The sequence below is a fragment of the Pseudomonas sp. NPDC088890 genome, assembly GCF_044900155.1.
Taxonomy (GTDB): domain Bacteria; phylum Pseudomonadota; class Gammaproteobacteria; order Pseudomonadales; family Pseudomonadaceae; genus Aquipseudomonas; species Aquipseudomonas urmiensis.
This window is the reverse complement of sequence record NZ_JBJDNG010000010.1, coordinates 109,690-132,329: the sequence shown is the minus strand read 5'-3', so window position 1 is coordinate 132,329 and position 22,640 is coordinate 109,690. Positions and strand designations below refer to the sequence as shown.

The following is a 22,640-nucleotide window of genomic DNA, read 5'->3' as shown; positions in this document are numbered from 1 at the left end:
TCGCGTGACAGGGTTTTTTATTGCCCGTCTTTAGGCCCGATCCCGCTCCAACAGCGGCTTGAGGTAATGCCCGGTATATGACTGCTTCATCTTCGACAGTTCTTCCGGTGTGCCCGAGGCAATGATCTGCCCCCCCTTGGAACCACCCTCAGGCCCCAAGTCCACCAGCCAGTCAGCCGTCTTGATCACGTCCAGGTTGTGTTCGATCACCACCACGGTGTTGCCGTGGTCACGCAGGCGGTGCAGGACGTCCAGCAACTGCTGGATATCGGCAAAGTGCAGGCCGGTGGTCGGCTCGTCGAGGATGTACAAGGTCTTGCCGGTATCGCGCTTGGACAGCTCGCGTGACAGCTTGACCCGCTGCGCCTCGCCACCCGACAGGGTCGTTGCCGACTGCCCCAGCTTGATGTAGGAAAGCCCCACATCGACCAGCGTTTGCAGCTTGCGCGCCAGTGCCGGCACCGCGTCGAAGAACTCGCGGGCATCCTCGATGGTCATTTCCAGCACCTCGTGGATGTTCTTGCCCTTGTACTTGATCTCCAGGGTTTCGCGGTTGTAGCGCTTGCTCTTGCACACATCGCACGGCACATAGATGTCCGGCAGGAAGTGCATCTCGACCTTGATCAGGCCGTCGCCCTGGCACGCCTCGCAGCGGCCACCCTTGACGTTGAAGGAGAAACGCCCTGGGCCATAGCCCCGCGCACGCGACTCCGGCACGCCAGCGAACAGCTCGCGCACCGGGGTGAAGATACCGGTGTAGGTCGCAGGGTTCGAGCGTGGGGTGCGGCCAATCGGGCTCTGGTCGATATCGACCACTTTGTCCAGGTGTTGCAGGCCGTCCATGCTGCTGTGCGCCGCCGCTTCATGGCTGGTAGCACCGTTGAGCGCGCTAGCTGCGAGCGGGAACAGGGTATTGTTGATCAGCGTCGACTTGCCCGAGCCGGAAACACCGGTCACGCAGGTCAGCAGGCCAATGGGAATTTCCAAGTCGACGTTTTGCAGGTTGTTGCCACGCGCGCCCTTGAGCTTGAGCGAGAGCTTTTTGTTGCGCGGTGTGCGCTTGGCCGGGACTGCAATCTTCTTGCGGCCGGACAGGTACTTGCCGGTCAGCGAGTCAGGGTGGTCCATGACCTCCTGAGGCGTACCCTCGGCAACGATCTGCCCGCCATGCACGCCAGCACCCGGGCCGATGTCGACCACATAGTCGGCCAGGCGAATGGCGTCCTCGTCGTGCTCGACCACAATCACGGTGTTGCCCAGATCACGCAGGTGATTGAGGGTGCCCAGCAGACGGTCGTTGTCGCGCTGATGCAGGCCGATCGACGGCTCGTCGAGGATGTACATCACCCCCACCAGGCCGGCCCCGATCTGGCTGGCCAGGCGGATGCGCTGGGCCTCACCGCCAGACAGGGTTTCGGCGCTGCGGTCCAGGGTCAGGTAATCCAGGCCGACGTTGACCAGGAACTGCAGGCGCTCGCAGATTTCCTTTAGGATCTTCGCCGCGATCTCACCGCGTCGACCGGTCAGGGTCAGGTCGCTGAAATACTCACTGGCGTCACCGATCGGCAGGTTGGTAACCGCCGGCAGGGTTTTCTCGCCCACCCATACGTGCCGCGCTTCACGGCGCAGACGAGTGCCGCGGCAGTCAGGGCAGGGCTGGGTACCGAGAAACTTCGCCAGCTCCTCGCGCACAGTCGCCGACTCGGTCTCGCGGTAGCGCCGCTCAAGGTTCGGCACGATGCCTTCGAACGGGTGCGAACGCTTGACGATATCGCCACGGTCGTTGAGGTACTTGAAGTCGACGTTCTGCTTGCCGCTGCCGTGCAGGATGACTTTCTGGTCTTCGGCGGATAGCTCGGCAAACGGAACTTCCAGGCTGAAGCCGTACTGCGCGGCCAGTGAACCGAGCATCTGGAAGTAGTACACGTTACGCCGGTCCCAGCCGCGGATAGCGCCCTCGGCCAGGGTCAACTCAGTGTTGACCAGGCGCTTGGTGTCGAAGTACTGCTTGACCCCCAGGCCATCGCACGTCGGGCAGGCGCCAGCCGGGTTGTTGAAGGAGAACAGCTTGGGTTCCAGCTCGCTGATGGCATGCCCACAGATCGGGCAGGCGAAGCGTGCGGAGAAGATCATCTCTTCACCCGGCTCGTCGTCCATCGGCGCCACCAGGGCGATACCGTCGGCCAGCTTCAGCGCCGTCTCGAACGATTCGGCCAGGCGCTGCTGCAGGTCGCTGCGCACCTTGAAGCGGTCTACCACCACATCGATGCTGTGCTTTTTTTGCTTATCGAGCTTGGGCAACTCATCGAGCTCGTACAGCTTGCCGTTGACCCGGGCACGGACGAAACCCTGCGCACGCAGCTCGTCGAACACCGCCAAGTGCTCGCCCTTGCGCTCGCGAATCACCGGCGCCAGCAGCATCAGCTTGCTGCCCTCAGGTTGATCGAGAACCAGGTCGACCATCTGGCTGACGGTTTGCGCCTCCAGCGGAATATCGTGATCCGGGCAGCGCGGCGTACCCACGCGAGCGTACAGCAAGCGCAGGTAGTCGTAGATCTCGGTGATGGTGCCCACCGTCGAGCGCGGGTTGTGCGAGGTCGACTTCTGCTCGATGGAGATGGCCGGGGAGAGGCCCTCGATGGTGTCGACGTCAGGCTTTTCCATCATCGACAGGAATTGCCGGGCGTAAGCCGACAGCGATTCCACGTAGCGGCGCTGGCCCTCGGCGTAGAGTGTGTCGAACGCCAGGGACGACTTGCCGGAACCGGACAGGCCGGTGATCACGATCAGCTTGTCCCGAGGTAGGGTCAGGTCGATGTTCTTCAGGTTGTGGGTACGTGCCCCACGAATCAGGATCTTGTCCACTACGGCCTCGCTCGGCGGGCATAAACAAGGAAGTATACGGCGCGCTGCCATTACGCGGCAAAGCGTCGCGTATATGCCGTCAAGGCGTCGGACTGATAGAATCGCCGCCGGTTCACACGAGGTTAATCCATGCACGACACCCACAACGAGCGCATGAGTGGTAGCGAGACCCGCGCCGCCAGTGGCCTGGCCCTGGTGTTTGCCTTTCGTATGCTGGGCATGTTCATGGTCCTGCCGGTGCTTGCCACCTACGGTATGGACCTGGCCGGTGCCACGCCTGCGCTGATCGGCCTGGCCATTGGTGCCTATGGTCTGACCCAGGCGTTGCTGCAAATTCCGTTCGGGGTGATTTCCGACCGCATCGGGCGTCTTCCGGTGATCTACCTGGGGCTGGTGATCTTCGCCCTGGGCAGCGTGCTGGCCGCGCAGGCCGACTCGATCTGGGGCGTGATCGCCGGGCGGGTTCTACAAGGCGCCGGAGCGATCTCCGCGGCGGTCATGGCGCTGCTGTCCGATCTGACCCGTGAACAGCACCGGACCAAGGCCATGGCCATGATCGGCATGAGCATCGGCTTGTCGTTCGCGGTGGCCATGGTGGTCGGGCCGTTGCTGACTCGGGCATTTGGCCTGTCAGGATTGTTCCTCGCCACCGCAGGACTTGCCGTCATCGGCATCGCCCTGGTGGCCTTCGTCGTGCCTAGCGCGCACAGCGCTTTGCAGCACCGCGAATCGGGCGTGGCGCGTCAGGCCCTCGGCCCGACCCTGCGCCATCCGGACCTTCTGCGCCTGGACGTGGGTATCTTCGTGCTGCACGCGATCCTCATGGCCAGCTTCGTCGCCTTGCCGCTGGCGTTCGTCGAGCGCGGCGGCTTGCCCAAGGAAGAACACTGGTGGGTGTACCTGACCGCCTTGCTGGTTTCATTTTTTGCAATGGTGCCGTTCATCATCTACGGCGAAAAAAAGCGCAAGATGAAACGCGTGTTGCTTGGCGCGGTCAGTGTCCTGCTGGTGATCGAGGTGTTCTTCTGGCAGTGGGCTGACAGTTTGCGCGGACTGGTGATCGGCACCGTGATATTCTTTACTGCCTTCAACCTGCTGGAGGCATCGTTGCCTTCGCTGGTCAGCAAGGTGTCGCCCGCCGGCGGCAAGGGAACGGCAATGGGGGTTTACTCCACCAGCCAGTTCCTCGGTGCCGCCTTGGGAGGAATCATCGGTGGCTGGTTGTTCCAGCACGGTGGCCTGGGCATGGTGTTCTTGGGCTGTGCAGTGCTGTGTGCCGTATGGCTGGTCGTTGCGTTGAGCATGAACGAGCCGCCTTATGTGACCAGCCTGCGTATGCCGCTGACGCCTGAGGCAGTCCGGGAAGCCGGACTGACCGAGCGCCTGATGGCAGTGCCGGGTGTGACCGACGCCGTGGTGGTGGCAGAAGAAGCCGCCATCTACATCAAACTGGATACGAAAATTTTGGACCGTACGACCCTCGAGCGCCTGGTGAACCCAGCCTCTTCGGCGTGCGAAGCCTAGGAGAACGTTATGGCCCGTGGGGTTAACAAAGTCATTCTGGTCGGCACCTGCGGCCAGGATCCCGAAGTCCGCTACCTGCCCAACGGTAACGCCGTGACCAACCTGAGCCTGGCTACCAGCGAGCAGTGGACCGACAAGCAGTCCGGTCAAAAGGTCGAGCGTACCGAATGGCACCGTGTGTCGATGTTCGGCAAGGTCGCCGAGATCGCCGGCGAATACCTGCGCAAGGGTTCCCAGGTCTACATCGAGGGCAAGCTGCAGACCCGCGAGTGGGAAAAAGACGGCATCAAGCGCTACACCACTGAAATCATCGTCGACATGCAGGGCACCATGCAGCTGCTCGGCGGCCGCCCGCAAAACCAGCAGCAGGGCGGTGGTGACCAGTACAACCAAGGTGGTGGTAACAACTACAACCAAGGTGGCCAGCAGCAACAGTACAACCAGCAGGCGCCGCGTCAGCAGGCTCCACGCCCACAGCAGGCCCCGCAGCGCCCAGCGCCCCAGCAGCCCGCTCCGCAGCCGGCGGCTGACTTCGACAGCTTTGATGACGATATTCCGTTCTGACGAGCCGTAGCGTTGTTCTAGTCTCACAAGAAAGCCCCGCGTTGCGGGGCTTTCTTGTTTCTGCACCGCCACGTAGTGGTAGACGGTCATCGCAGCTTGCCGATTCTTGACTAGGCTTATCCATTGACGGCCTTCAACAAGCCATCACCGTGAAGTCTAGAGGCGCCGACTCGACAACAGGCGCCCGAACCCTGATCAGGAGTGCACGATGGATCTCAACCGTCGGCAGTTCTTCAAGGTCGCCGCCGTCGGCCTTGGAGGCTCGAGCCTCGCGGCGTTGGGCATGGCCCCGACACCGGCGTTCGCCGAGCAGGTGCGTCACTTCAAGCTGGCGCACACCAAAGAGACGCGCAATACCTGCCCCTACTGCTCGGTCGGCTGCGGCCTGATCCTGTACAGCCAGGGTGATGCAGGCAAGAACGTCAAACAGAACATCATCCACATCGAGGGCGACGCCGATCATCCGGTCAACCGCGGCACCCTGTGCCCGAAAGGCGCTGGGTTGCTGGACTTTATCCACAGCCCCAACCGCCTGAAGTATCCCGAGGTGCGCAAGCCGGGCAGTAATGAGTGGACGCGGGTCAGCTGGGACGAAGCGCTTGATCGGGTGGCGGGGCTGATGAAGGCTGACCGCGACGCCAATTTCATCGAGAAGAACGCCCAGGGCCAGACCGTCAACCGCTGGATTACCACGGGTTTTCTCGCCGCTTCTGCTGCCTCCAGCGAAGCCGGCTACCTGACCCACAAGGTCGTTCGCTCACTGGGCATGCTGGGGTTCGATAACCAAGCGCGTGTCTGACATGGCCCGACGGTGGCAAGTCTTGCCCCGACGTACGGCCGTGGCGCCATGACCAACCATTGGTCGGATATCGCCAACGCGAATCTGATCCTGGTAATGGGCGGCAACGCAGCAGAAGCCCACCCTTGTGGCTTCAAATGGGTGACCGAAGCCAAGGCGCACAACCAGGCCCGGCTGATCGTGGTCGACCCACGTTTCACCCGTACCGCCTCGGTGGCTGATTACTACGCGCCGATCCGCACCGGTAGCGATATCGCCTTCATGGGCGGGCTGATCAACTACCTGCTGAGTCACGACAAGATCCAGCACGAGTACGTGCGCAACTACACCGATGTGTCGTTCATCGTCAAAGCCAACTATGGCTTCGAAGATGGCCTGTTCAGTGGTTACGACGCCGAAAATCGGGTGTACGCCGACAAGTCCGGCTGGGGCTATGAGCTCGGCACGGATGGCTTTGCCGTGGTCGATCCGACCCTGCAGCACCCACGTTGCGTGTACCAATTGATGAAGCAGCATTACAGCCGCTATACCCCGGAGCTGGCCAGCATGACCTGCGGCATGCCGCAGGAGGCGATGATGAAGATCTGGGAAGAGATCGCCACCTGCTCGGTGCCGGGCAAGACCATGACCATCCTCTACGCGCTCGGCTGGACTCAGCATTCGATCGGCGCGCAGATCATCCGCAGTGCGGCGATGGTGCAGTTGCTGCTGGGCAACGTCGGTATGCCGGGTGGTGGGGTCAATGCCTTGCGCGGCCACTCCAATATCCAGGGCCTGACCGACCTGGGGCTGTTGTCCAACTCGCTGCCAGGCTACCTGACGCTGGCTGGCGATGCCGAGCAGGACTACGCCGCCTTCATTGACAAACGGGCGATGAAACCGCTGCGTCCGGGGCAGCTTTCCTATTGGCAGAACTACGGCAAGTTCCACGTCAGCCTGATGAAAGCCTGGTATGGCGCCAACGCCACGTTGGAAAACAACTGGGGCTACGACTGGCTGCCCAAGCTCGACGTGGGCTCCTACGACGTATTGCGCATGTTCGAGATGATGAGCCAGGGCAAGGTCAACGGCTACCTGTGCCAGGGCTTCAACCCGATCGCCGCGCTGCCGGACAAGAACCGCGTTACAGCCGCCTTGGCCAAGCTCAAGTGGCTGGTGATCATGGACCCGTTGGCCACCGAGACCTCGGAGTTCTGGCGTAACGCCGGGCCGTTCAACGATGTCGACACGGCCAACATCCAGACCGAGGTGATCCGCCTGCCGACCACCTGCTTCGCCGAGGAGGATGGCTCGCTGGTCAACAGTAGTCGCTGGCTGCAGTGGCACTGGAAGGGCGCCGATGGCCCTGGCGAAACGCGCACTGACGTGCAGATCATGAGCGAGCTGTTCCTGCGTCTGCGTCAGCGTTACCAGAGCGAGGGCGGTGCCTATCCTGATCCGCTGCTGAACATCAGTTGGCCGTACAAGATTGCCGATGAGCCTTCGCCTGAAGAGCTGGCCAAGGAGATGAACGGTTGGGCGATCACCGATCAGACTGATGCGACCGGGACGCTGGTCAAGGCAGGCCAGCAGTTGGCCGGATTTGGCCTGCTCAAGGATGATGGCAGCACCGCTTCTGGTTGCTGGATCTTCAGCGGTAGCTGGACCGAGCAGGGCAACCAGATGGCTCGGCGCGACAACAGTGATCCGTTCGGCATGCACCAGGCTCAAGGCTGGGCCTGGGCCTGGCCGGCCAACCGGCGGATTCTCTACAACCGCGCCTCCAGCGACCCGCAAGGCAAACCGTGGGACCCAGAGAAAAAACGCCTGGTGTGGTGGAACGGTAGTGCTTGGACTGGCACCGATGTGCCGGACTTCGCAGTGGCCTCGCCTCCAGAGGCCGGGATGAACCCGTTCATCATGAACCCCGAAGGGGTGGCGCGTTTCTTTGCCATCGACAAGATGGCCGAGGGGCCATTCCCCGAGCACTACGAACCGTTCGAGACGCCGATCGGCATCAACCCGCTGCACCCGCAGAACAAGAAGGCCACCAGCAACCCGGCGGGGCGCATCTTCGATTCGGTGTGGGACACCCTGGGTACTCATCAGCAGTTCCCGTATGCGGCGACCACCTACCGGCTGACCGAGCACTTCCACTTCTGGAGCAAGCACTGCCGGCTCAATGCCATTGCCCAGCCCGAGCAGTTCGTCGAGATCGGCGAGGTGCTGGCCAATGAGAAGGGCATCAAGGCTGGCGATCGGGTGCGGGTGTCGAGCAAGCGTGGGCATATCGAGGCGGTGGCGGTGGTGACTAAGCGGATTCGTCCGCTCAAGGTCAACAACCAGACCGTGCACCAGATCGGCATCCCGTTGCACTGGGGCTTCACCGGCACCACCCGCCACGGCTACCTGACCAATACCCTGGTGCCGTTCCTCGGTGATGGCAACACCCAGACGCCGGAGTCCAAATCGTTCCTCGTCAACGTGGAGAAAGTCTGATGGCCAGCCAAGACATCATCGCCCGCTCGGCCACCACCACCGCGCCGTCTTCGATTCGCCAGCTGGAAGAAGTCGCCAAGCTGATCGACACCACCAAGTGCATCGGCTGCAAGGCCTGCCAGGTGGCGTGTTCGGAGTGGAACGAATTGCGTGACGAGGTCGGCCACAATCACGGCGCCTACGACAATCCACAAGACCTGAGCGCAGAAACCTGGACTCTGATGCGCTTCACCGAGCACGAGCGTGATGACGGTAACCTGGAGTGGCTGATCCGCAAGGATGGCTGCATGCACTGCGCCGATCCCGGTTGCCTGAAGGCCTGTCCCAGCCCGGGGGCGATCATCAAGCACGCCAATGGCATCGTCGACTTCAACCAGGACCACTGCATCGGCTGCGGCTACTGCATCACCGGCTGCCCGTTCAACATCCCGCGCATTTCGCAGAAAGACCACAAGGCCTATAAGTGCACCTTGTGCTCGGACCGCGTCAGCGTGGGCCTGGAGCCGGCCTGCGTGAAAACCTGTCCGACCGGAGCGATCGTGTTTGGCAGCAAGGATGAGATGAAGGTGCATGCCGCCGAGCGCATCGTCGACCTCAAGTCACGTGGCTTCGACAATGCTGGGTTGTACGACCCCGATGGCGTCGGTGGCACCCATGTGATGTACGTGCTGCACCACGCCGACACGCCACGGTTGTATGCCGGCTTGCCGGACCAGCCAGTGATCAGCCCGCTGGTCGGGCTGTGGAAGGGCATCAGCAAGCCCCTGGCGCTGCTGGCCATGGGCGCGGCAGTGCTGGCGGGCTTCTTCCACTACGTGCGGGTCGGCCCGCAGCGGGTCGAGGAGGATGAACATCCTGCGCCTGTGGATAACAGCGTCCACCAGGTAGACCCGGCGGTACACGTGTATGACCCGACCAAGCCCGGCGGACCAGGGGAGCAGCGGCCATGAACCAGCGTGAGCACAAACCAATCCTGCGCTACAACGCCAACGAACGGACCAACCACTGGATCGTCGCGATCCTGTTCTTCATGGCTGGGCTGTCGGGGCTGGCGCTGTTTCATCCGGCGCTGTTCTGGCTCAGTCATCTATTCGGTGGCGGGCCGTGGACACGCATCCTGCACCCGTTCCTGGGCGTGGCGATGTTCGTGTTCTTCCTCGGCCTGGTGGTGCGCTTCTGGCGCGCCAACTTCATCACCGCCAATGACCGCCTGTGGCTGCGGCGTATCGACCGGGTGATGCTCAACAAAGAAGAAGGGGTGCCCCCGATTGGCAAGTACAACGCCGGACAGAAGCTACTGTTCTGGACCTTGCTGCTGTGCATGCTGGTATTGCTGCTCAGTGGCGTGGTGATCTGGCGTGCGTATTTCAGCCACTTCTTCGACATTGGTGCGATTCGCCTGGCGAGCCTGGCCCATGCCTTTGCCGGTTTTGTGCTGATACTAAGCATCATCGTGCACATCTACGCCGGCATCTGGATCAAGGGCTCGGTCGGCGCCATGCTGCATGGCTGGGTCAGCCGCGCCTGGGCACGCAAGCATCATGAACTGTGGTATCGGGAGGTGACCGGCGACAAGCCGCCACCTGCGCCCGGCAGAAAAGAAGGATGAGCGCTTGAGCACGATACTTGAACCTGGGCAGATCGAGGCGGGGGCGACCACACCGCCATTTATCCACCTGCCCTCTGCCGACGTCTTCAGCGTACGCGCGGCGCGCCTGGAGCAGTTGGCTGAAGGGCATGCCTTGGGCGATTACCTGCGCTTGATCGCTCGGCTGTGTCGGCTTCAGCAACAGCTGCTGCTGGCTCCGCCAAGCGGCCTGCCGCTGGCCGAGGAGCGTCAGCGCCTGTGCATAAGTCATGGGCTGCCGCCGCTGGCGGCGGACAGCCTGGTGCGCGAAGGGCCTTGGCCGGTGTGGCTGCCGGCCTTGCTTGAGCGCTTCGACGAGCAGGGCAGTGGCCCGCTGGCAGATGCGTTGAAGACGCTACGCTTGAGCGATCAGCCCAAGCTCAAAAGCTGGGGCGTTGCCTTGCTGGGTGGTCAGTACGACCTGGTGCCAGCAGCGCTGGTGCCGTTCATAGGCGCGGCGCTGCAGGCGGCATGGACGTATTGGTTGCTGAACCTGCCTAGCCACGAGCTCAAGCCCGCAGACAGCCTCGGCCAATGCCCGGCCTGTGGCTCGCCCGCGATGGCGGGAGTTGTGCGTAACCGCGGCCGGCATAACGGCCTGCGCTATCTGGCCTGCTCGCTGTGTGCCTGCGAATGGCATGTGGTGCGGGTCAAGTGTGTGTACTGCGACTCAAGCAAGGATCTGCGCTACAGCAGCCTGGAAGATGACCGCCATGCCCCCGGCAAGGCGCCGCTGCGGGCGGAGTGCTGTCCGGGCTGTAATGTCTATTTGAAACAGTGCTACCTGGAAAATGACGCTGTTGCTGAGCCCTTGGCCGATGATCTGGCCAGCTTGGCGCTGGACATGCGTCTGGACGATGAAGGCTTCCGGCGGCTGGCGCCGAACCTGCTGCTGGCGCCGGGTCGAGGGTGAGTGTCTACACTGCAAGATCGGGTCGCCCCATTCGCGGGCAAGCCAGCTCCCACAGGGGCCTGTGCTGATTTTGAATACATCAGGGTGCCCCCAGGGCTTCTGCTGATTTTGAGTACAGCGCAGGGCCTGTGGGAGCGGGCTTGCCCCGCGACAGGGCCAGAACAGACACCGCTCAAGCAAGGTCCTCGCATGCCTGTCAGCTTCGCCGCAAACACCCTGCGCTTACCCTCCGTCGATACGCTGTTGCGCCATCCAGCCTGTCACCCACTGATCGAGCGCCACGGCCGAGACGCTACCCTGGCCACCTTGCGCCATCTGCTCGACGACCTGCGCGAACCCGCCCAGCTAAACCAACTCAGCCCGGCGGAGCTGTCCGCTGAAGTGCTCCTGGGCCGCGCAGGCGAGCGTCTGATCACCCAGCAACAAAGCCGGGTTCGCCGTGTGTTCAACCTCACCGGCACCGTCCTGCACACCAACCTCGGCCGCGCGCTGCTACCCGAGGAGGCCATCGAGGCCATGCAAGCCGCCGCCCGCTACCCGCTCAACCTCGAATTCGACCTGGCCAGCGGTAAGCGCGGCGACCGCGACGAGCTGATCGAAGGCTTGATCCGCGAGCTCACCGGCGCCGAAGCGGTCACCGTGGTCAACAACAATGCCGCCGCCGTGCTGCTGGCGCTCAACAGCCTCGGCGCGCGCAAAGAAGGGATCATTTCCCGTGGCGAGTTGATCGAAATTGGCGGCGCCTTCCGCATCCCCGACATCATGGCCCGCGCCAACGTGCGCCTGCACGAAGTCGGCACCACCAACCGCACCCACGCCCGCGACTACGAGGCGGCGATCAACCCACGCACCGGCCTGTTGATGCGCGTGCATTGCAGCAACTACAGCATCCAGGGCTTCACCACTCAGGTGCCTACCGCACAGCTGGCGCAGATCGCCCAGCAACACGGCCGGCCGCTGCTCGAAGACCTTGGCAGCGGCAGCCTGCTCGACCTGACCCGCTGGGGGCTGCCCGCCGAGCCGACCGTGCGCCAGGCCCTGGCCGATGGCGCCGATATCGTCACCTTCAGTGGCGACAAGCTGCTCGGCGGCCCGCAGGCCGGCATCATCGTCGGCCGCCAGGCGTTGATCGCCAAGATCAAGAAGAACCCGCTCAAGCGCGCCCTGCGTGTCGACAAGATCACCCTGGCAGCACTGGAAGCAGTGCTGGCGCTGTACCGCAACCCTGATCGCCTGGCCGAACGCCTGCCCAGCCTGCGCCTGCTGACCCGTCCGCAGGGCGAAATCCATGCCCAAGCCGAGCGCCTGGCACCGGCACTCGCGACTCAGTTAGGCGCGCAATGGACGGTAACTGTGCAAGCGACGCTGGGCATGATCGGCAGTGGCAGCCAGCCCGTGGCGCGGCTGCCCAGTGCGGCGTTATGCCTGCGCCCACAAACCTCGAAGAAGCTCCGCGGACGCAGCCTGCACAGTCTCGAGCGGGCCCTGCGGAGCTTGCCGGTGCCGGTGCTTGGACGCATCGACGACGACGCGCTGTGGCTCGACCTGCGCCAGTTGGACGACGAACAGCAATGGTTGGCGCAACTGCCGGCCTTGCAAGTAGGGCCGCTGCAGTGATCGTCGGCACCGCCGGGCATATCGACCACGGCAAGACAGCGCTGCTCCAAGCCCTGACCGGGCAGGCGGGTGATCAGCGCCAGGAAGAGCGCGCCCGTGGCATGACCATCGATCTCGGTTACCGCTACGCGGCGTTGGACGAAGGTGCGCCACTGACCGGCTTCATCGATGTGCCGGGGCATGAGCGATTTATCCACAATATGCTCGCCGGGGCCCAGGGCATCGACCTGGTGTTGCTGGTGGTCGCTGCCGACGATGGGGTCATGCCTCAGACCCGCGAGCACCTGGCGATCATCGAACTGCTCGGCATTCCCCAAGCGCTGGTGGCAATTACCAAATGTGATCGGGTCCAACCACAGCGGGTGCACGATGTACAGGCACAGGTGGCAGCGCTGCTGGCGCCGGGGCCTTATGCCCAAGCGCAGCAGTTTGTCGTCTCCAGCATCAGCGGCGCAGGCATTGCTGAATTGCGCCAGGCCCTGCAAGCGGCGCAGGCAAGGGTCAGCCAACGCAGTATCCAGGGCGGTTTTCGCCTGGCGGTGGACCGGGCGTTCTCCATTGCCGGGGCCGGGATCGTGGTGACCGGCACGGCGCTGGCGGGGCGGGTCAGTGCGGGCGATACCCTGTTGCTCGGCAAGTCGGCCAAAGCGGTACGGGTGCGTGGCCTGCATGCGCAGAATCAGCCAGCGTTGGTTGCCGAGGCTGGCCAGCGGGTGGCGTTGAACATCGCTGGCGAGCGTCTGGCCCTAGAGCAGATCCATCGTGGCGACTGGCTGGTGGCCGACTGGCTGCATGCACCGAGCGCACGGGTGGATATCGAGCTTTTCCTGCTCCCGGGGGAGACGCGGCCGTTCGAGCATTTCAGCCCGGTGCATGTGCACCTCGGCACCCAGGACGTCACTGCGCGGGTGGCCTTGCTGGAGGGCGAGCAGCTACGGCCTGGGCAGCGCATGTTCGCCCAGTTACAGCTCAATGCGCCGTTGCAGGCGGTGCAGGGTGATCGTCTGGTACTGCGCGACCAGCGTGCGCAGCGGACTCTGGGCGGGGGCCGCGTGCTCGATCCTTTCGCGCCGAGCCGGCAGCGGCGCAGTGAGCTACGCCTGCGTCAGCTGGCCGTGTTGCGCGATGCCGAGGGCTTGGAGCAAGCCTTGCCGGCGATGCTCGATGCAGCGCCCGCAGGCCTCGATCCGCAGCGGCTGGAACGCCAGTTCAATCGTCGACGTGACAGCTGGCGCTTGCCCGAGGCGGTGCAGGTGATCGCTACCCGGCAAGGGCCACTGCTATTCGCCACGGCCCAGTGGCAAGCATTGAAATATTACGTGCGGGAGCAGTTGGCGGGGTTTCATGAGCAAGAGCCCGATCAACTGGGGCCAGACCGGGATCGCCTGCGCCGTTTCGTCGCCTTGCCGTTGGAGCGACCGGCCTTCGTCAGTCTGCTTGAAGAGTTGTTGGGCGAGGGTGCCATCGCCAGCAGTGGACCGTGGCTGCACTTGCCGGATCATCAGGTGCAACTGAGCGCGGCGGATGCGGCGTTGTGGGCGCAACTAGAGCCGCTGTTGCTCAACGGTGAGTTCGATCCGCCTTGGGTCAGGACGCTGGCGCAAGCCGAGCAGCGTGAAGAGACCGAGGTGCGCTTGCTATTGCGCAAGCTGGCGAGGTTGGGCCTGGTGCATCAGGTGGTGCGCGATCTGTTCTATCCTCAGGCGACGCTGCGGCGCATGGCCGACCTGCTGTTGCAGCATTCGGCGGGGAATCCTATTGTGCAGGTGGCAGCGTTTCGCGACAGGTTGGGTATTGGTCGCAAGCGCAGTGTGCAGATACTGGAATATTTCGATCGGATTGGCCTGACCCGGCGGGTTGGCGATCAGCGCCAGATTCGTCTCGATAGCGGCTTGGCCCAGCAGCAGAACGGGCACTGAGTTCAAGGAAGGCAATCGCGCCCGGTGGCGCGGCCGGGCTTCAAACCCGGTTGGGGACGGCAGCCGTTCCCGGGCAGGTTCGACTCCCGCTGCCTTCCGCCATTTCAATTTTCCGCAGGCATTGGCGGGGTAGCGGGCTTGCCCGGGCCCACAGTGGCGTTGGCAAAGGCGCTATCGCGGGGCAAGCCCGCTCCCACGATAGGGTAGTACCACTTCAGGGGCTTAAGCCCGCTCCCACAATGGTTCATACCACTTCAGGTGCTTAAGCCCGCTCCCACGATGGTTCATACCACTTCAGGTGCTCAAGCCCGCCGCCGCGATAGGTGCACGCTACTTCAGGTGCTCAAGCCCGCTCGCCGCACAGGTCCAGGGCAAACCAGTGCTCCGCCGCCTGCACATCCAAGCCGGCCCCGAGCAGCCCGAACAACTTGCCCAGCGCCGCCTCGCGGGTCATGCCGCCACCGCTGACCAAGCCGGTATCACGCAGCCGGCTTCCGGCTGCATAGGTATCGAACACCACCGAGCCAATCGGACACTGGCTGATTGCAACGATCATCACCCCGCCCTGACGTGCATCATGCAGCGCATCGAGCAACGCCTGATCATCCGAAGGCCCGGTGCCGCTGCCATAGCACTCCAGCACCAGCCCCTGCACGCCGCTGTCGAGCAGCCCCCGCAGATGCTCGGCCTGCAACCCCGGAAACACCGGCAGCACGGCCAGCTTCACCGGCTGGCGCGGCTGGCGATAATCCAGCACGGACGGAGTCGCCTCGGCACGCTCGCCATCACGATGACGGGGCAGGGCGGCAAACGCATCGAACGCTTCGCTGCGCAGCTTGGAGGCGCGGCAGCCATGGAGCAACTGACCGTGGAAGTACAGCTGCACGCCATCTTCCAGGCCGCTTTCAAACAGCCGCAGCGCGCCGATCAGGTTGTCCCAGGCATCGCTGTCGGGAGCGCCAGCAGGCAGCATCGAGCCGGTCAGCAGCACCGGCGTTGGCAGGCCAAGCAACAAAAACGACAGCGCCGCCGCGCTATAGGCCAGGGTGTCGGTGCCGTGCAGCACCAGCACGCCGTCATGGCCATTGCGCTCCACCGCCTCGACGATGGCGTCGCGCATTGCCAGCCAGTTGGCTTGCTGCATGTTGGCGCTGTCGAGCAGCGGGTTCATTTCACGCAGGGTCCACTGCAACTGCGGCGCATCGCTGCGCTGGGCCAGATGCTCACGCATCCGCGCCTCGAAACCACCAGCAGGGGCCAGGCCCTCGGCGGTCTCGAGCATGCCGATGGTGCCACCGGTGTAGAGGACCAGAAGATTCTTGACTGCACGCATGGGAGCATTCCGTAGCGGTGAGCTGGGCAGGAGCAGCCGCCCGCGAACGGGGCGGCTGGCAGGGGAGGATATCAGTGCTGAGTCTGCGCTTGGCCGACTGCGTTGTCAGCGGTTGTTTCAGCCTGGCCGGGTACAGGCCAGGCGGCGCGATCCAGGTCCAGGTCGGGGAACTTGCTGGAGTCGAACACCGGCTGCTTGATCCCGGCCTTGCGCTGGGCGTCGTAGTCGCGCATCACCCGCAGGCCGATCTTGAACAGCAGGGCCAGGGCGATCAGGTTGACGAAGGCCAGGCAGGTCATGGTGATGTCGGCGAAGGCGAATACGGTCGACAAGTCCTGCATCGAACCCCACACCACCAACGCCAGAACCAGGCCACGGAAGCCCAGCAGCACAACGCGATTGCGGCTGAGGAACTGCAGGCTGTTCTCACCCAGGTAGTAGTTGTAGAGGATGCAGGTGAAGACGAACAGCGACAGCGCGACGCTGACGAACAGGCGGCCCCAGTCACCGACCACGGCGGCCAGCGAGTTCTGGGTCAGGACGATGCCGTCACCTTCGAAACCCGGGGTGTAGAAGCCCGACAGCAGGATCAGCAGTGCGGTGCAGGTGCAGATCACGAAGGTGTCGAGGAACACGCTGAAGGCCTGGACCACGCCTTGCGCCCCAGGGTGCTTCACGGCAGCGACGGCCGCCACGTTAGGTGCGCTGCCCAAGCCCGCTTCGTTGGCGAATACGCCACGCTTCACGCCCATGACGATTGCGCTGCCGAGCAGGCCGGCAAACGCAGGATCAAGGCCGAAGGCGCTCTTGAAGATGGTTTCCAGCATGGCCGGCACGTGTTCGATCTGGGTGCCGATCACGTACAGGGTTACGCCGATGTAGGCCAGGGTCTTGATCGGTACCAGCAAGTCCGACACCGCGGCGATGCGCTTGATGCCGCCGATGAAGGTCAGGGCCAGCAGCACGGCGAGGACGATACCGGTGTGTTTCGGATCGAAGGCAAAGGCGTTCTGCAGCGAGTGGGTCACGGTGTACGACTGCAGGCCGATGAAGGCGAAGCCGTAGGTGACCAGCAGCAGGATCGAAAACACGATGGCCATGTTCTTGCGCTTCAGGCCGTGCAAGATGTAGTACGCCGGGCCGCCGCGGTACAGGCCATCGCCATCGGCGCGCTTGTAGACCTGGGCCAGGGTGCACTCGAAGAAGCTGCTGGACATGCCCACCAGCGCGGTCACCCACATCCAGAACACCGCACCTGGGCCGCCGAGGGTTACCGCGATGCCGACACCGGCGATGTTACCGGCGCCAACGCGACCGGCGAGGCTCAGCATCAGCGCCTGGAACGAGCTCAGTTGCCCAGCCTGGCCGCGCAGGGATTCCTTGAACACACCGAACATGTGACCGAAGTGGCGGAACTGGACGAACCGCGAACGGATGGTGAAGTAGCTACCGAGCCCGACGATCAGGACGATGAGCAGTTTCCCGGACAGGAAATCGTTAAGTGCTTCGAGCATTGGCAAATGACCTCGATTCTTATTCTTCGCGTGGAAAGACACGGGCGGCAACGACGCACCGCTTTTCGTTGGGGCGCATGGTTGGCCATGACAAGAGTGGTTACAATTTCGCGGGTTGCTCTGACTTGATGCGACTTGATGCTAAACTTGCATCACTCGCATCAGCTGGAACTCGATTCATGAGCGATCATTTCGCTAACAACCTCAAATTGGCCTGCAGCCACTACCGCTCTATTTCGGAGGTTTGCCGGCAGCTGTCGATCAACCGCGCGCAGTTCAACAAGTACCTGAGTGGGCAGAGCCGTCCGACGGCTTACAACCTCAAGCGCATTGGCGATTTCTTCGGGGTTGAGGATTACGAGCTGAATTTGCCCCCCGAGCAGTTCGCCCGGCTGATCGGCGCGCGCATTCCGTCGGAGCACAGCGGCCAGCACGACCCGATCAGCGAGCTGTTCAAGCCGCTGCATGAGCATGCCGGCAACCTGTCGCGGTACTGTGGCTATTATTTCGAATACTCCAACTGCATGTCGGTGCCTGGCCTGATCCTGGTTTCGCTGGTGCACTTGCGTGAAGAGCGCGGCAGCTTCTTGTTCGAGCGCCAGGAGCGCCAAGAGCGCAGCAGTGCCACTGACGTGCACGCCGAAGTACGCTGCCGCTACCTGGGGGCGGCGTTTCAACTACAGGACCGGGTGTTTCTCATCGACTACGAGTCGCTGACCCTCAACGAGATGAGCCAGACCATCCTCATCCCCAGCTTCAAGAGCCGCATCACCCGCCTCAATGGGCTCAAGACCGGGGTTTCCAGTGGCGACCGACGTAACCCCGCCTGTACCCGGGTGGTATGGGAGTTCCTCGGCGAGGAGATCAACCGCATCAACGCCTATCGCCAGGTCAAACTGTATCGCCCGGATGACCCACGGATCGACGACGACGTGCGCGAGCGGCTCAGCGTCGGGCCATTGAGCAATGGCTTGTTCGAGATCGAGTGAGCGTGCTCAATCGCGAATGAACGTCGCTACCACCTCGGCGACTTGATCGGCCACTTGCGGCGCATCGCGCAGATGCGCGGCGATGCCATGGTCGCAGTCGGTCAGTAGCAGGCACTCCACGTGCGGCGCCGGCACCGAGCGCACCAGCGCGTGGGTGACTTCCTCCGGGATCGGGCTGTAGCGCTGCACCCCAGACACCCAGCGGGTGCCTGCCGACGTGCCTGGGCCTTGGCCGAAGGCCTTGGAGTTGAGCCCGTCGTACTCACCGATCACCAGCAGTACCCGGCCCTGGAACCGGCGCAGGAACCCATAGCTGTCGCAATCGAGGAAGGCGTAGGGCTGGCGGATCGCGGCGCTGAACGCCGGGCCGAAGGGCGCCTGGTGCGCGGCGTCCGGATACACCGCAGGACAGATCAGCACCAGCTTGCGCACTGCGGGCAACTGCGCTGCCATCTTCAGGGCAATAGCCGCGCCCAGGCTGTGCCCAATCAAACTGTCGCACTGCTCGGCGATATGCCGATGAAAGCGCAACGCCTCAGCCAGGTTGATGGCCAGTGAAGGTGCCAAGGCGCCTGGTTCGCTGGCCCGGCTATGGCCGGACAGGTTGGCGGTCAGCGAGCCGATACCCTGCTGCTGCAAGCGGTACAGCAACGGATTGAGCCGGGTGAAGTCCGAGCGGGCACCGCCGACCACGAAAACTGACGGCGCCGGTTCGGCATCCGCGAGCAGCATTCGCGCCTGCTGGCGGTAGCCGTCGAATGCCTCGTCGATGAACCGTTCCTCACCGGGGGCAGGCTCGTCGTATTGCCAGCAAGCGCGTTGTTCTGCGTTGGCTGTGAGATCCATCCCTCTCTCCTACAGGTTTCAGCCGCGTACCAGCAGCGGATCTTCGTTGATTACCAGCGGTTTGGCGAACGCAGAATAGCCGAACAGCCGTACTAGCAGACGGCGGCCGTCTTGTAGTGTGTTGCGCCCGTGCAGTGCGCGGCTGTTATTGACCAACAGGGCAGTATCGGCATGCAGCACGAAGGGAATTGGCAAGGCTTCGCTGACCAGCGTTTGAAGCGCCTCGAAAGCCTGCGCCGCCGCCTTGCTGGCGTACTTACTGAGGCTGAAGCGGCTAGCGTTGTAGCGCATGGCGAAGCCACCATCTGGGTCGAACTGCAGCAATGAGGTGGCAGCCCTGGCTTCAACGTCCTGCTGGGTCTGCCCGTGGTGGCGGGTTGATAGCTCGAAAGATGCCGATGTCAGCGCCAGGGTGTGCACGCTGCTTAGCTGTTCGATGATGCCGCGTAGCGGAATGATGTGGGTGGGTTCATCGGCGGGGTTCCAGCGCGCGGTAATAATCAGCGCAGAAGGCGCCGGGGAGCTGCCCTGGCAGGCTACTACCGAACACTGATAGGGCGCGTCGGTATGCGGGTCGAGGGATACGCCTGTGTGGGCAGCCGCGCGGGGTGCTGGGCCGGTGTCCTGATGGTGCGAAGGGACGTTGGCCTGGCCAGTGAAGTTGCCGATCAGTCTGACCTGCTTGCCGTCATTGTCGCTGTCGAAGGCAAACGCTCGATAGCGCACCATCTCCAGCAACAGTTGGTTGCGCGAAGCCAGGTACAGGCAGCGGGTGCTGCGTTCCAGGGTGGATAACTCAGGGAGCCTGGACGGCAGCGGATCGCTAAAAGGGCAGGGCATCTGCGAGTACATCAACGCTGCCAACCTGCCTTGGGCAAAGCGCTTGAGTACGTTGCGCTGGCTGGGATGAAGCTGGCGTTCCAGGCGCTGTGCCCATGTGCGGGCGAGCTGGGCCACGCCAGGGGTTTGCGGTCCGCCCAGATTAGCGAGGGCTTGGCAGGCTGCGACCAAGGCCTGGGCTTGCTTGGGCTCAAAGCTTAGGTAGGCGAATTCCGAGTCCTGCATGTTGAAACATTCCTTGTTACTACTGTTGTTCGGTAATCCCACCTGTCGAGCATCAGGCAGGCTGCCTAAATACCGTCAAGGGAGAGAACTAACTATTGGGCGCTGGAAATGCTTGGCGCGGTAGTCAGCTCATTCCGCTGGGGCTATAGGGCGTTTCCTACGGTGCAAAGTGGCAAGTCCAGGGGCTTGAGTCGGCAGGGGCGATTGCGCAGTTACCGCGCTCAAGTTGGACTTCCCCTGCTGGAAACCGCAAAATGCTTTCTTTCCTTTTATCGACCTGAGCGGACCTTTAGACCCTATGCGTATGCGCCTGATGCTGTTGGGTGGTGGCAATGCCCTCGGGCAAGCGCTGATTCGTCTCGGGGCCGAGGAGGACATCGGATTCCTGGCGCCGCGCCCGCCCGAAAAAGGCTGGGATCCGGCCAGCCTGACCCTGCTGCTGGATGAACATCGCCCCGATGTGGTGATCAACCTCGCCTATTACTTCGACTGGTTCCAGGCCGAGTCGGTCAGCGAACAGCGGCTTGCCCAGCAAGAGCGCGCGGTGGAGCGCCTGGCCGAGCTGTGCCAGCACCACGAGATGATCCTCGTCCAACCCTCCAGCTATCGCGTGTTCGATGGCTCGCGGGCCACCGCCTACAGCGAAAAAGACGAGCCGGTGCCGCTGGGCACCCGTGGTCAGGCGCTGTGGCGCATCGAGCAGAGCGTGCGGGCGACCTGCCCGCAGCATGTGCTGCTGCGCTTCGGTTGGGTGCTGGACGAGAGCATCGACGGTGCCTTGGGCCGCTTCCTGACCCGCGCCGAGCAACCGCAGGAATTGCTCCTGGCGGACGATCGGCGCGGTAATCCGACCCCGGTGGACGACGCTGCACGGGTCATCCTCTCGGTGATCAAGCAGCTCGACTGCGATGCGCCGCTGTGGGGCACCTACCACTACGCTGGCAACGAAGCGACCACGCCGCTGGCGCTGGGGCAGGCTATCCTCAGTGAGGCGCAGCAGTGGCACAAGCTGGCCGTGCAGGCGCCGACCGCGCAGGCCCACGCCGCCCGCCCGGATGCCAGCGAAGAGCCGCAGAATGCGGTGCTGGCGTGCAAGAAAATCCTCCATACCTTTGGTATCAAGCCACGCGCCTGGCGCGCCGGCTTGCCGCCCCTACTGGACCGTTTCTATCGACATGGCTGATGCTCCCATCCTGATCACCGGCGGTGCCGGCTTCATCGGCTCGCACTTGTGCGATGCGTTGCTGGATAAAGGCTACGCCGTGCGCATTGTCGATGATCTTTCCACAGGCAAACGCGCCAACCTGCGCCTGGATCATCCCAAGCTTGAACTGCTTGAAGGCGATGTGGCCGACGCTGCACTGGTTGCCCGCGCGGCCAGCGGTTGCCGTGCAGTGGTGCACTTGGCGGCAGTGGCTTCGGTGCAGGCCTCGGTCGACGACCCGGTGAAAACCCATCAAAGCAACTTCATCGGCACGCTGAACGTTTGCGAAGCGATGCGTCTGAATGGCGTGCGCCGGGTGCTGTTCGCCTCCAGCGCGGCGGTGTATGGCAACAATGGCGAAGGGCAGTCGATTGTCGAGGATACGCCCAAGGCGCCGCTGACGCCCTACGCTGTGGATAAGTTGGCCAGCGAGCAGTACCTGGACTTCTACCGTCGCCAGCATGGCCTGGAGCCGGTGGTGTTTCGCTTCTTCAATATCTTCGGGCCACGCCAGGATCCATCCTCGCCTTACTCGGGGGTGATCAGCATCTTCAGTGAGCGTGCCACTCAAGGTAAGCCGATTACCGTGTTCGGCGATGGCGAGCAGACTCGCGATTTTCTCTATGTCGGTGATCTGGTCCAGGTGATGGTCCAGGCGCTGGAGCAGGAGCAGGTCGAGGAGGGCGCGGTGAACATCGGCCTGAACCAGGCGACTTCGCTGAACCAGTTGTTGGCGGCGCTCAAGCAGGTGGTGGGCAGCTTGCCTGAAGTCAGTTACGGCGCGGCGCGTTCGGGTGATATCCGCCATTCGCGGGCGGATAACCAGCGGTTGTTGGCGCGGTTCGCGTTTCCTGAGCCGACGCCAATCGTTGTCGGGTTGGCGCGGTTGTTGGGTAAAGGCTGAGATTTCAGGGCCGCCGAGCGGCCCCAAAACCTAATGCCGCACCGTACGCCTCAGACAATCCTCAGGCGCAAGTGCCCGCCCATCCTTAGCCCGCACCTGTAACACCTCTACCGGCTGCCCCTGAGCGCTGTCCAACAAATGCGATCGCACTTCCCCCGCCTCGAACAGAAACCGCTCCCCCCACTGGCGCATTCCAACCACGATCGGAAACACAGAGCGGCCTTTCTCGGTCAGTACGTATTCCTTGTAGGCACTGCCATCCGAGGCCGGTTGCAACTGCAGCAATCCACTCTCCAGCAACAGTTTCAACCGTGAGGCGAGGATGTTCTTCGCCAGACCCAGGTTTTTCTGAAACTCACTGAAGCGCCGCAGGCCGTCGAAAGCATCGCGCAGAATCATCAGCGCCCACCGATCACCAATCACCTCCAGGGCACGGGCTACCGGGCATTGATTATTTTGTGGGTCGAGCATGAGCCAAG

17 protein-coding genes and 1 tRNA gene are annotated in these 22,640 nt (G+C 63.1%); 12 read left to right on the top strand and 6 right to left on the bottom strand.

Annotated features, from left to right (window positions below):
- Positions 1 to 30: 30 nt before the first annotated feature.
- Entirely contained in the window at positions 31 to 2,865 is a 2,835-nt protein-coding gene (gene uvrA, locus ACI2JX_RS20345; protein WP_264236563.1) for an excinuclease ABC subunit UvrA, read from the bottom strand.
- A gap of 129 nt (positions 2,866 to 2,994) precedes the next feature.
- Here uvrA and ACI2JX_RS20340 point away from each other — a divergent pair, with 129 nt between their 5' ends.
- The 9 genes from ACI2JX_RS20340 to ACI2JX_RS20300 all read left to right on the top strand — a co-directional run bounded on the left by ACI2JX_RS20340 (position 2,995) and on the right by ACI2JX_RS20300 (position 14,408).
- Entirely contained in the window at positions 2,995 to 4,389 is a 1,395-nt protein-coding gene (locus ACI2JX_RS20340; protein ID WP_264236564.1) for an MFS transporter, read from the top strand.
- 9 nt (positions 4,390 to 4,398) lie between these two features.
- Positions 4,399 to 4,953 (top strand): single-stranded DNA-binding protein, encoded by a 555-nt coding sequence (locus ACI2JX_RS20335; RefSeq protein WP_186557319.1) that lies wholly within the window; start codon positions 4,399 to 4,401, stop codon positions 4,951 to 4,953.
- A gap of 208 nt (positions 4,954 to 5,161) precedes the next feature.
- On the top strand, positions 5,162 to 8,230 hold the full coding sequence (gene fdnG, locus ACI2JX_RS20330) for a formate dehydrogenase-N subunit alpha (protein ID WP_404690878.1): 3,069 nt from the start codon (positions 5,162 to 5,164) through the stop codon (positions 8,228 to 8,230).
- The gene (gene fdxH, locus ACI2JX_RS20325; RefSeq protein WP_404690877.1) at positions 8,230 to 9,180 is read left to right on the top strand and encodes a formate dehydrogenase subunit beta; all 951 of its coding nucleotides are present in this window, start codon (positions 8,230 to 8,232) and stop codon (positions 9,178 to 9,180) included. The genes fdnG and fdxH overlap by 1 nt, the downstream gene beginning before the upstream one ends.
- A complete protein-coding gene (locus ACI2JX_RS20320; RefSeq protein ID WP_404690876.1) occupies positions 9,177 to 9,839 on the top strand; it encodes a formate dehydrogenase subunit gamma in 663 nt (220 codons plus the stop codon). The genes fdxH and ACI2JX_RS20320 overlap by 4 nt, the downstream gene beginning before the upstream one ends.
- Positions 9,840 to 9,843: 4 nt before the next feature.
- Positions 9,844 to 10,770 carry a formate dehydrogenase accessory protein FdhE gene (fdhE, locus tag ACI2JX_RS20315; protein ID WP_404690875.1) on the top strand — a complete coding sequence of 309 codons (927 nt, stop codon included), beginning with the start codon at positions 9,844 to 9,846 and terminating at the stop codon, positions 10,768 to 10,770.
- A 189-nt stretch (positions 10,771 to 10,959) separates the two neighbouring features.
- Positions 10,960 to 12,387 carry an L-seryl-tRNA(Sec) selenium transferase gene (gene selA / locus ACI2JX_RS20310; protein WP_404690874.1) on the top strand — a complete coding sequence of 476 codons (1,428 nt, stop codon included), beginning with the start codon at positions 10,960 to 10,962 and terminating at the stop codon, positions 12,385 to 12,387.
- Positions 12,384 to 14,306, top strand: a complete 1,923-nt coding sequence (selB, locus tag ACI2JX_RS20305; protein WP_404690880.1) for a selenocysteine-specific translation elongation factor — start codon at positions 12,384 to 12,386, stop codon at positions 14,304 to 14,306. The genes selA and selB overlap by 4 nt, the downstream gene beginning before the upstream one ends.
- Positions 14,307 to 14,312: 6 nt before the next feature.
- Positions 14,313 to 14,408: transfer RNA gene (locus ACI2JX_RS20300), tRNA-Sec, on the top strand.
- Positions 14,409 to 14,649: 241 nt separating this feature from the next.
- Here ACI2JX_RS20300 and ACI2JX_RS20295 read toward each other — a convergent pair.
- On the bottom strand, positions 14,650 to 15,639 hold the full coding sequence (locus ACI2JX_RS20295; protein ID WP_264236571.1) for an asparaginase: 990 nt from the start codon (positions 15,637 to 15,639) through the stop codon (positions 14,650 to 14,652).
- 71 nt (positions 15,640 to 15,710) lie between these two features.
- Positions 15,711 to 17,153, bottom strand: a complete 1,443-nt coding sequence (locus ACI2JX_RS20290) for an alanine/glycine:cation symporter family protein (RefSeq protein ID WP_392466537.1) — start codon at positions 17,151 to 17,153, stop codon at positions 15,711 to 15,713.
- Between the two features lie 179 nt (positions 17,154 to 17,332).
- Here ACI2JX_RS20290 and ACI2JX_RS20285 point away from each other — a divergent pair, with 179 nt between their 5' ends.
- Complete coding sequence (locus ACI2JX_RS20285; protein ID WP_368972774.1) at positions 17,333 to 18,142, top strand: helix-turn-helix domain-containing protein; 810 nt, start codon at positions 17,333 to 17,335, stop codon at positions 18,140 to 18,142.
- Between the two features lie 6 nt (positions 18,143 to 18,148).
- Here ACI2JX_RS20285 and ACI2JX_RS20280 read toward each other — a convergent pair whose 3' ends face one another.
- Positions 18,149 to 18,988: an alpha/beta hydrolase gene (locus tag ACI2JX_RS20280; protein ID WP_404690873.1), complete on the bottom strand. Its 840-nt coding sequence runs from the start codon at positions 18,986 to 18,988 to the stop codon at positions 18,149 to 18,151.
- An 18-nt stretch (positions 18,989 to 19,006) separates the two neighbouring features.
- Entirely contained in the window at positions 19,007 to 20,053 is a 1,047-nt protein-coding gene (locus ACI2JX_RS20275) for a hypothetical protein (protein ID WP_404690872.1), read from the bottom strand.
- 298 nt (positions 20,054 to 20,351) lie between these two features.
- Here ACI2JX_RS20275 and ACI2JX_RS20270 point away from each other — a divergent pair, with 298 nt between their 5' ends.
- Positions 20,352 to 21,236 (top strand): sugar nucleotide-binding protein, encoded by an 885-nt coding sequence (locus tag ACI2JX_RS20270; RefSeq protein ID WP_186557331.1) that lies wholly within the window; start codon positions 20,352 to 20,354, stop codon positions 21,234 to 21,236.
- Positions 21,229 to 22,161 (top strand): NAD-dependent epimerase/dehydratase family protein, encoded by a 933-nt coding sequence (locus ACI2JX_RS20265; protein WP_264236576.1) that lies wholly within the window; start codon positions 21,229 to 21,231, stop codon positions 22,159 to 22,161. The genes ACI2JX_RS20270 and ACI2JX_RS20265 overlap by 8 nt, the downstream gene beginning before the upstream one ends.
- A 30-nt stretch (positions 22,162 to 22,191) precedes the next feature.
- Here the strand turns inward: ACI2JX_RS20265 and ACI2JX_RS20260 are convergent, their stop codons facing one another.
- Entirely contained in the window at positions 22,192 to 22,632 is a 441-nt protein-coding gene (locus tag ACI2JX_RS20260; RefSeq protein ID WP_404690871.1) for a winged helix-turn-helix transcriptional regulator, read from the bottom strand.
- Positions 22,633 to 22,640: the final 8 nt, after the last annotated feature.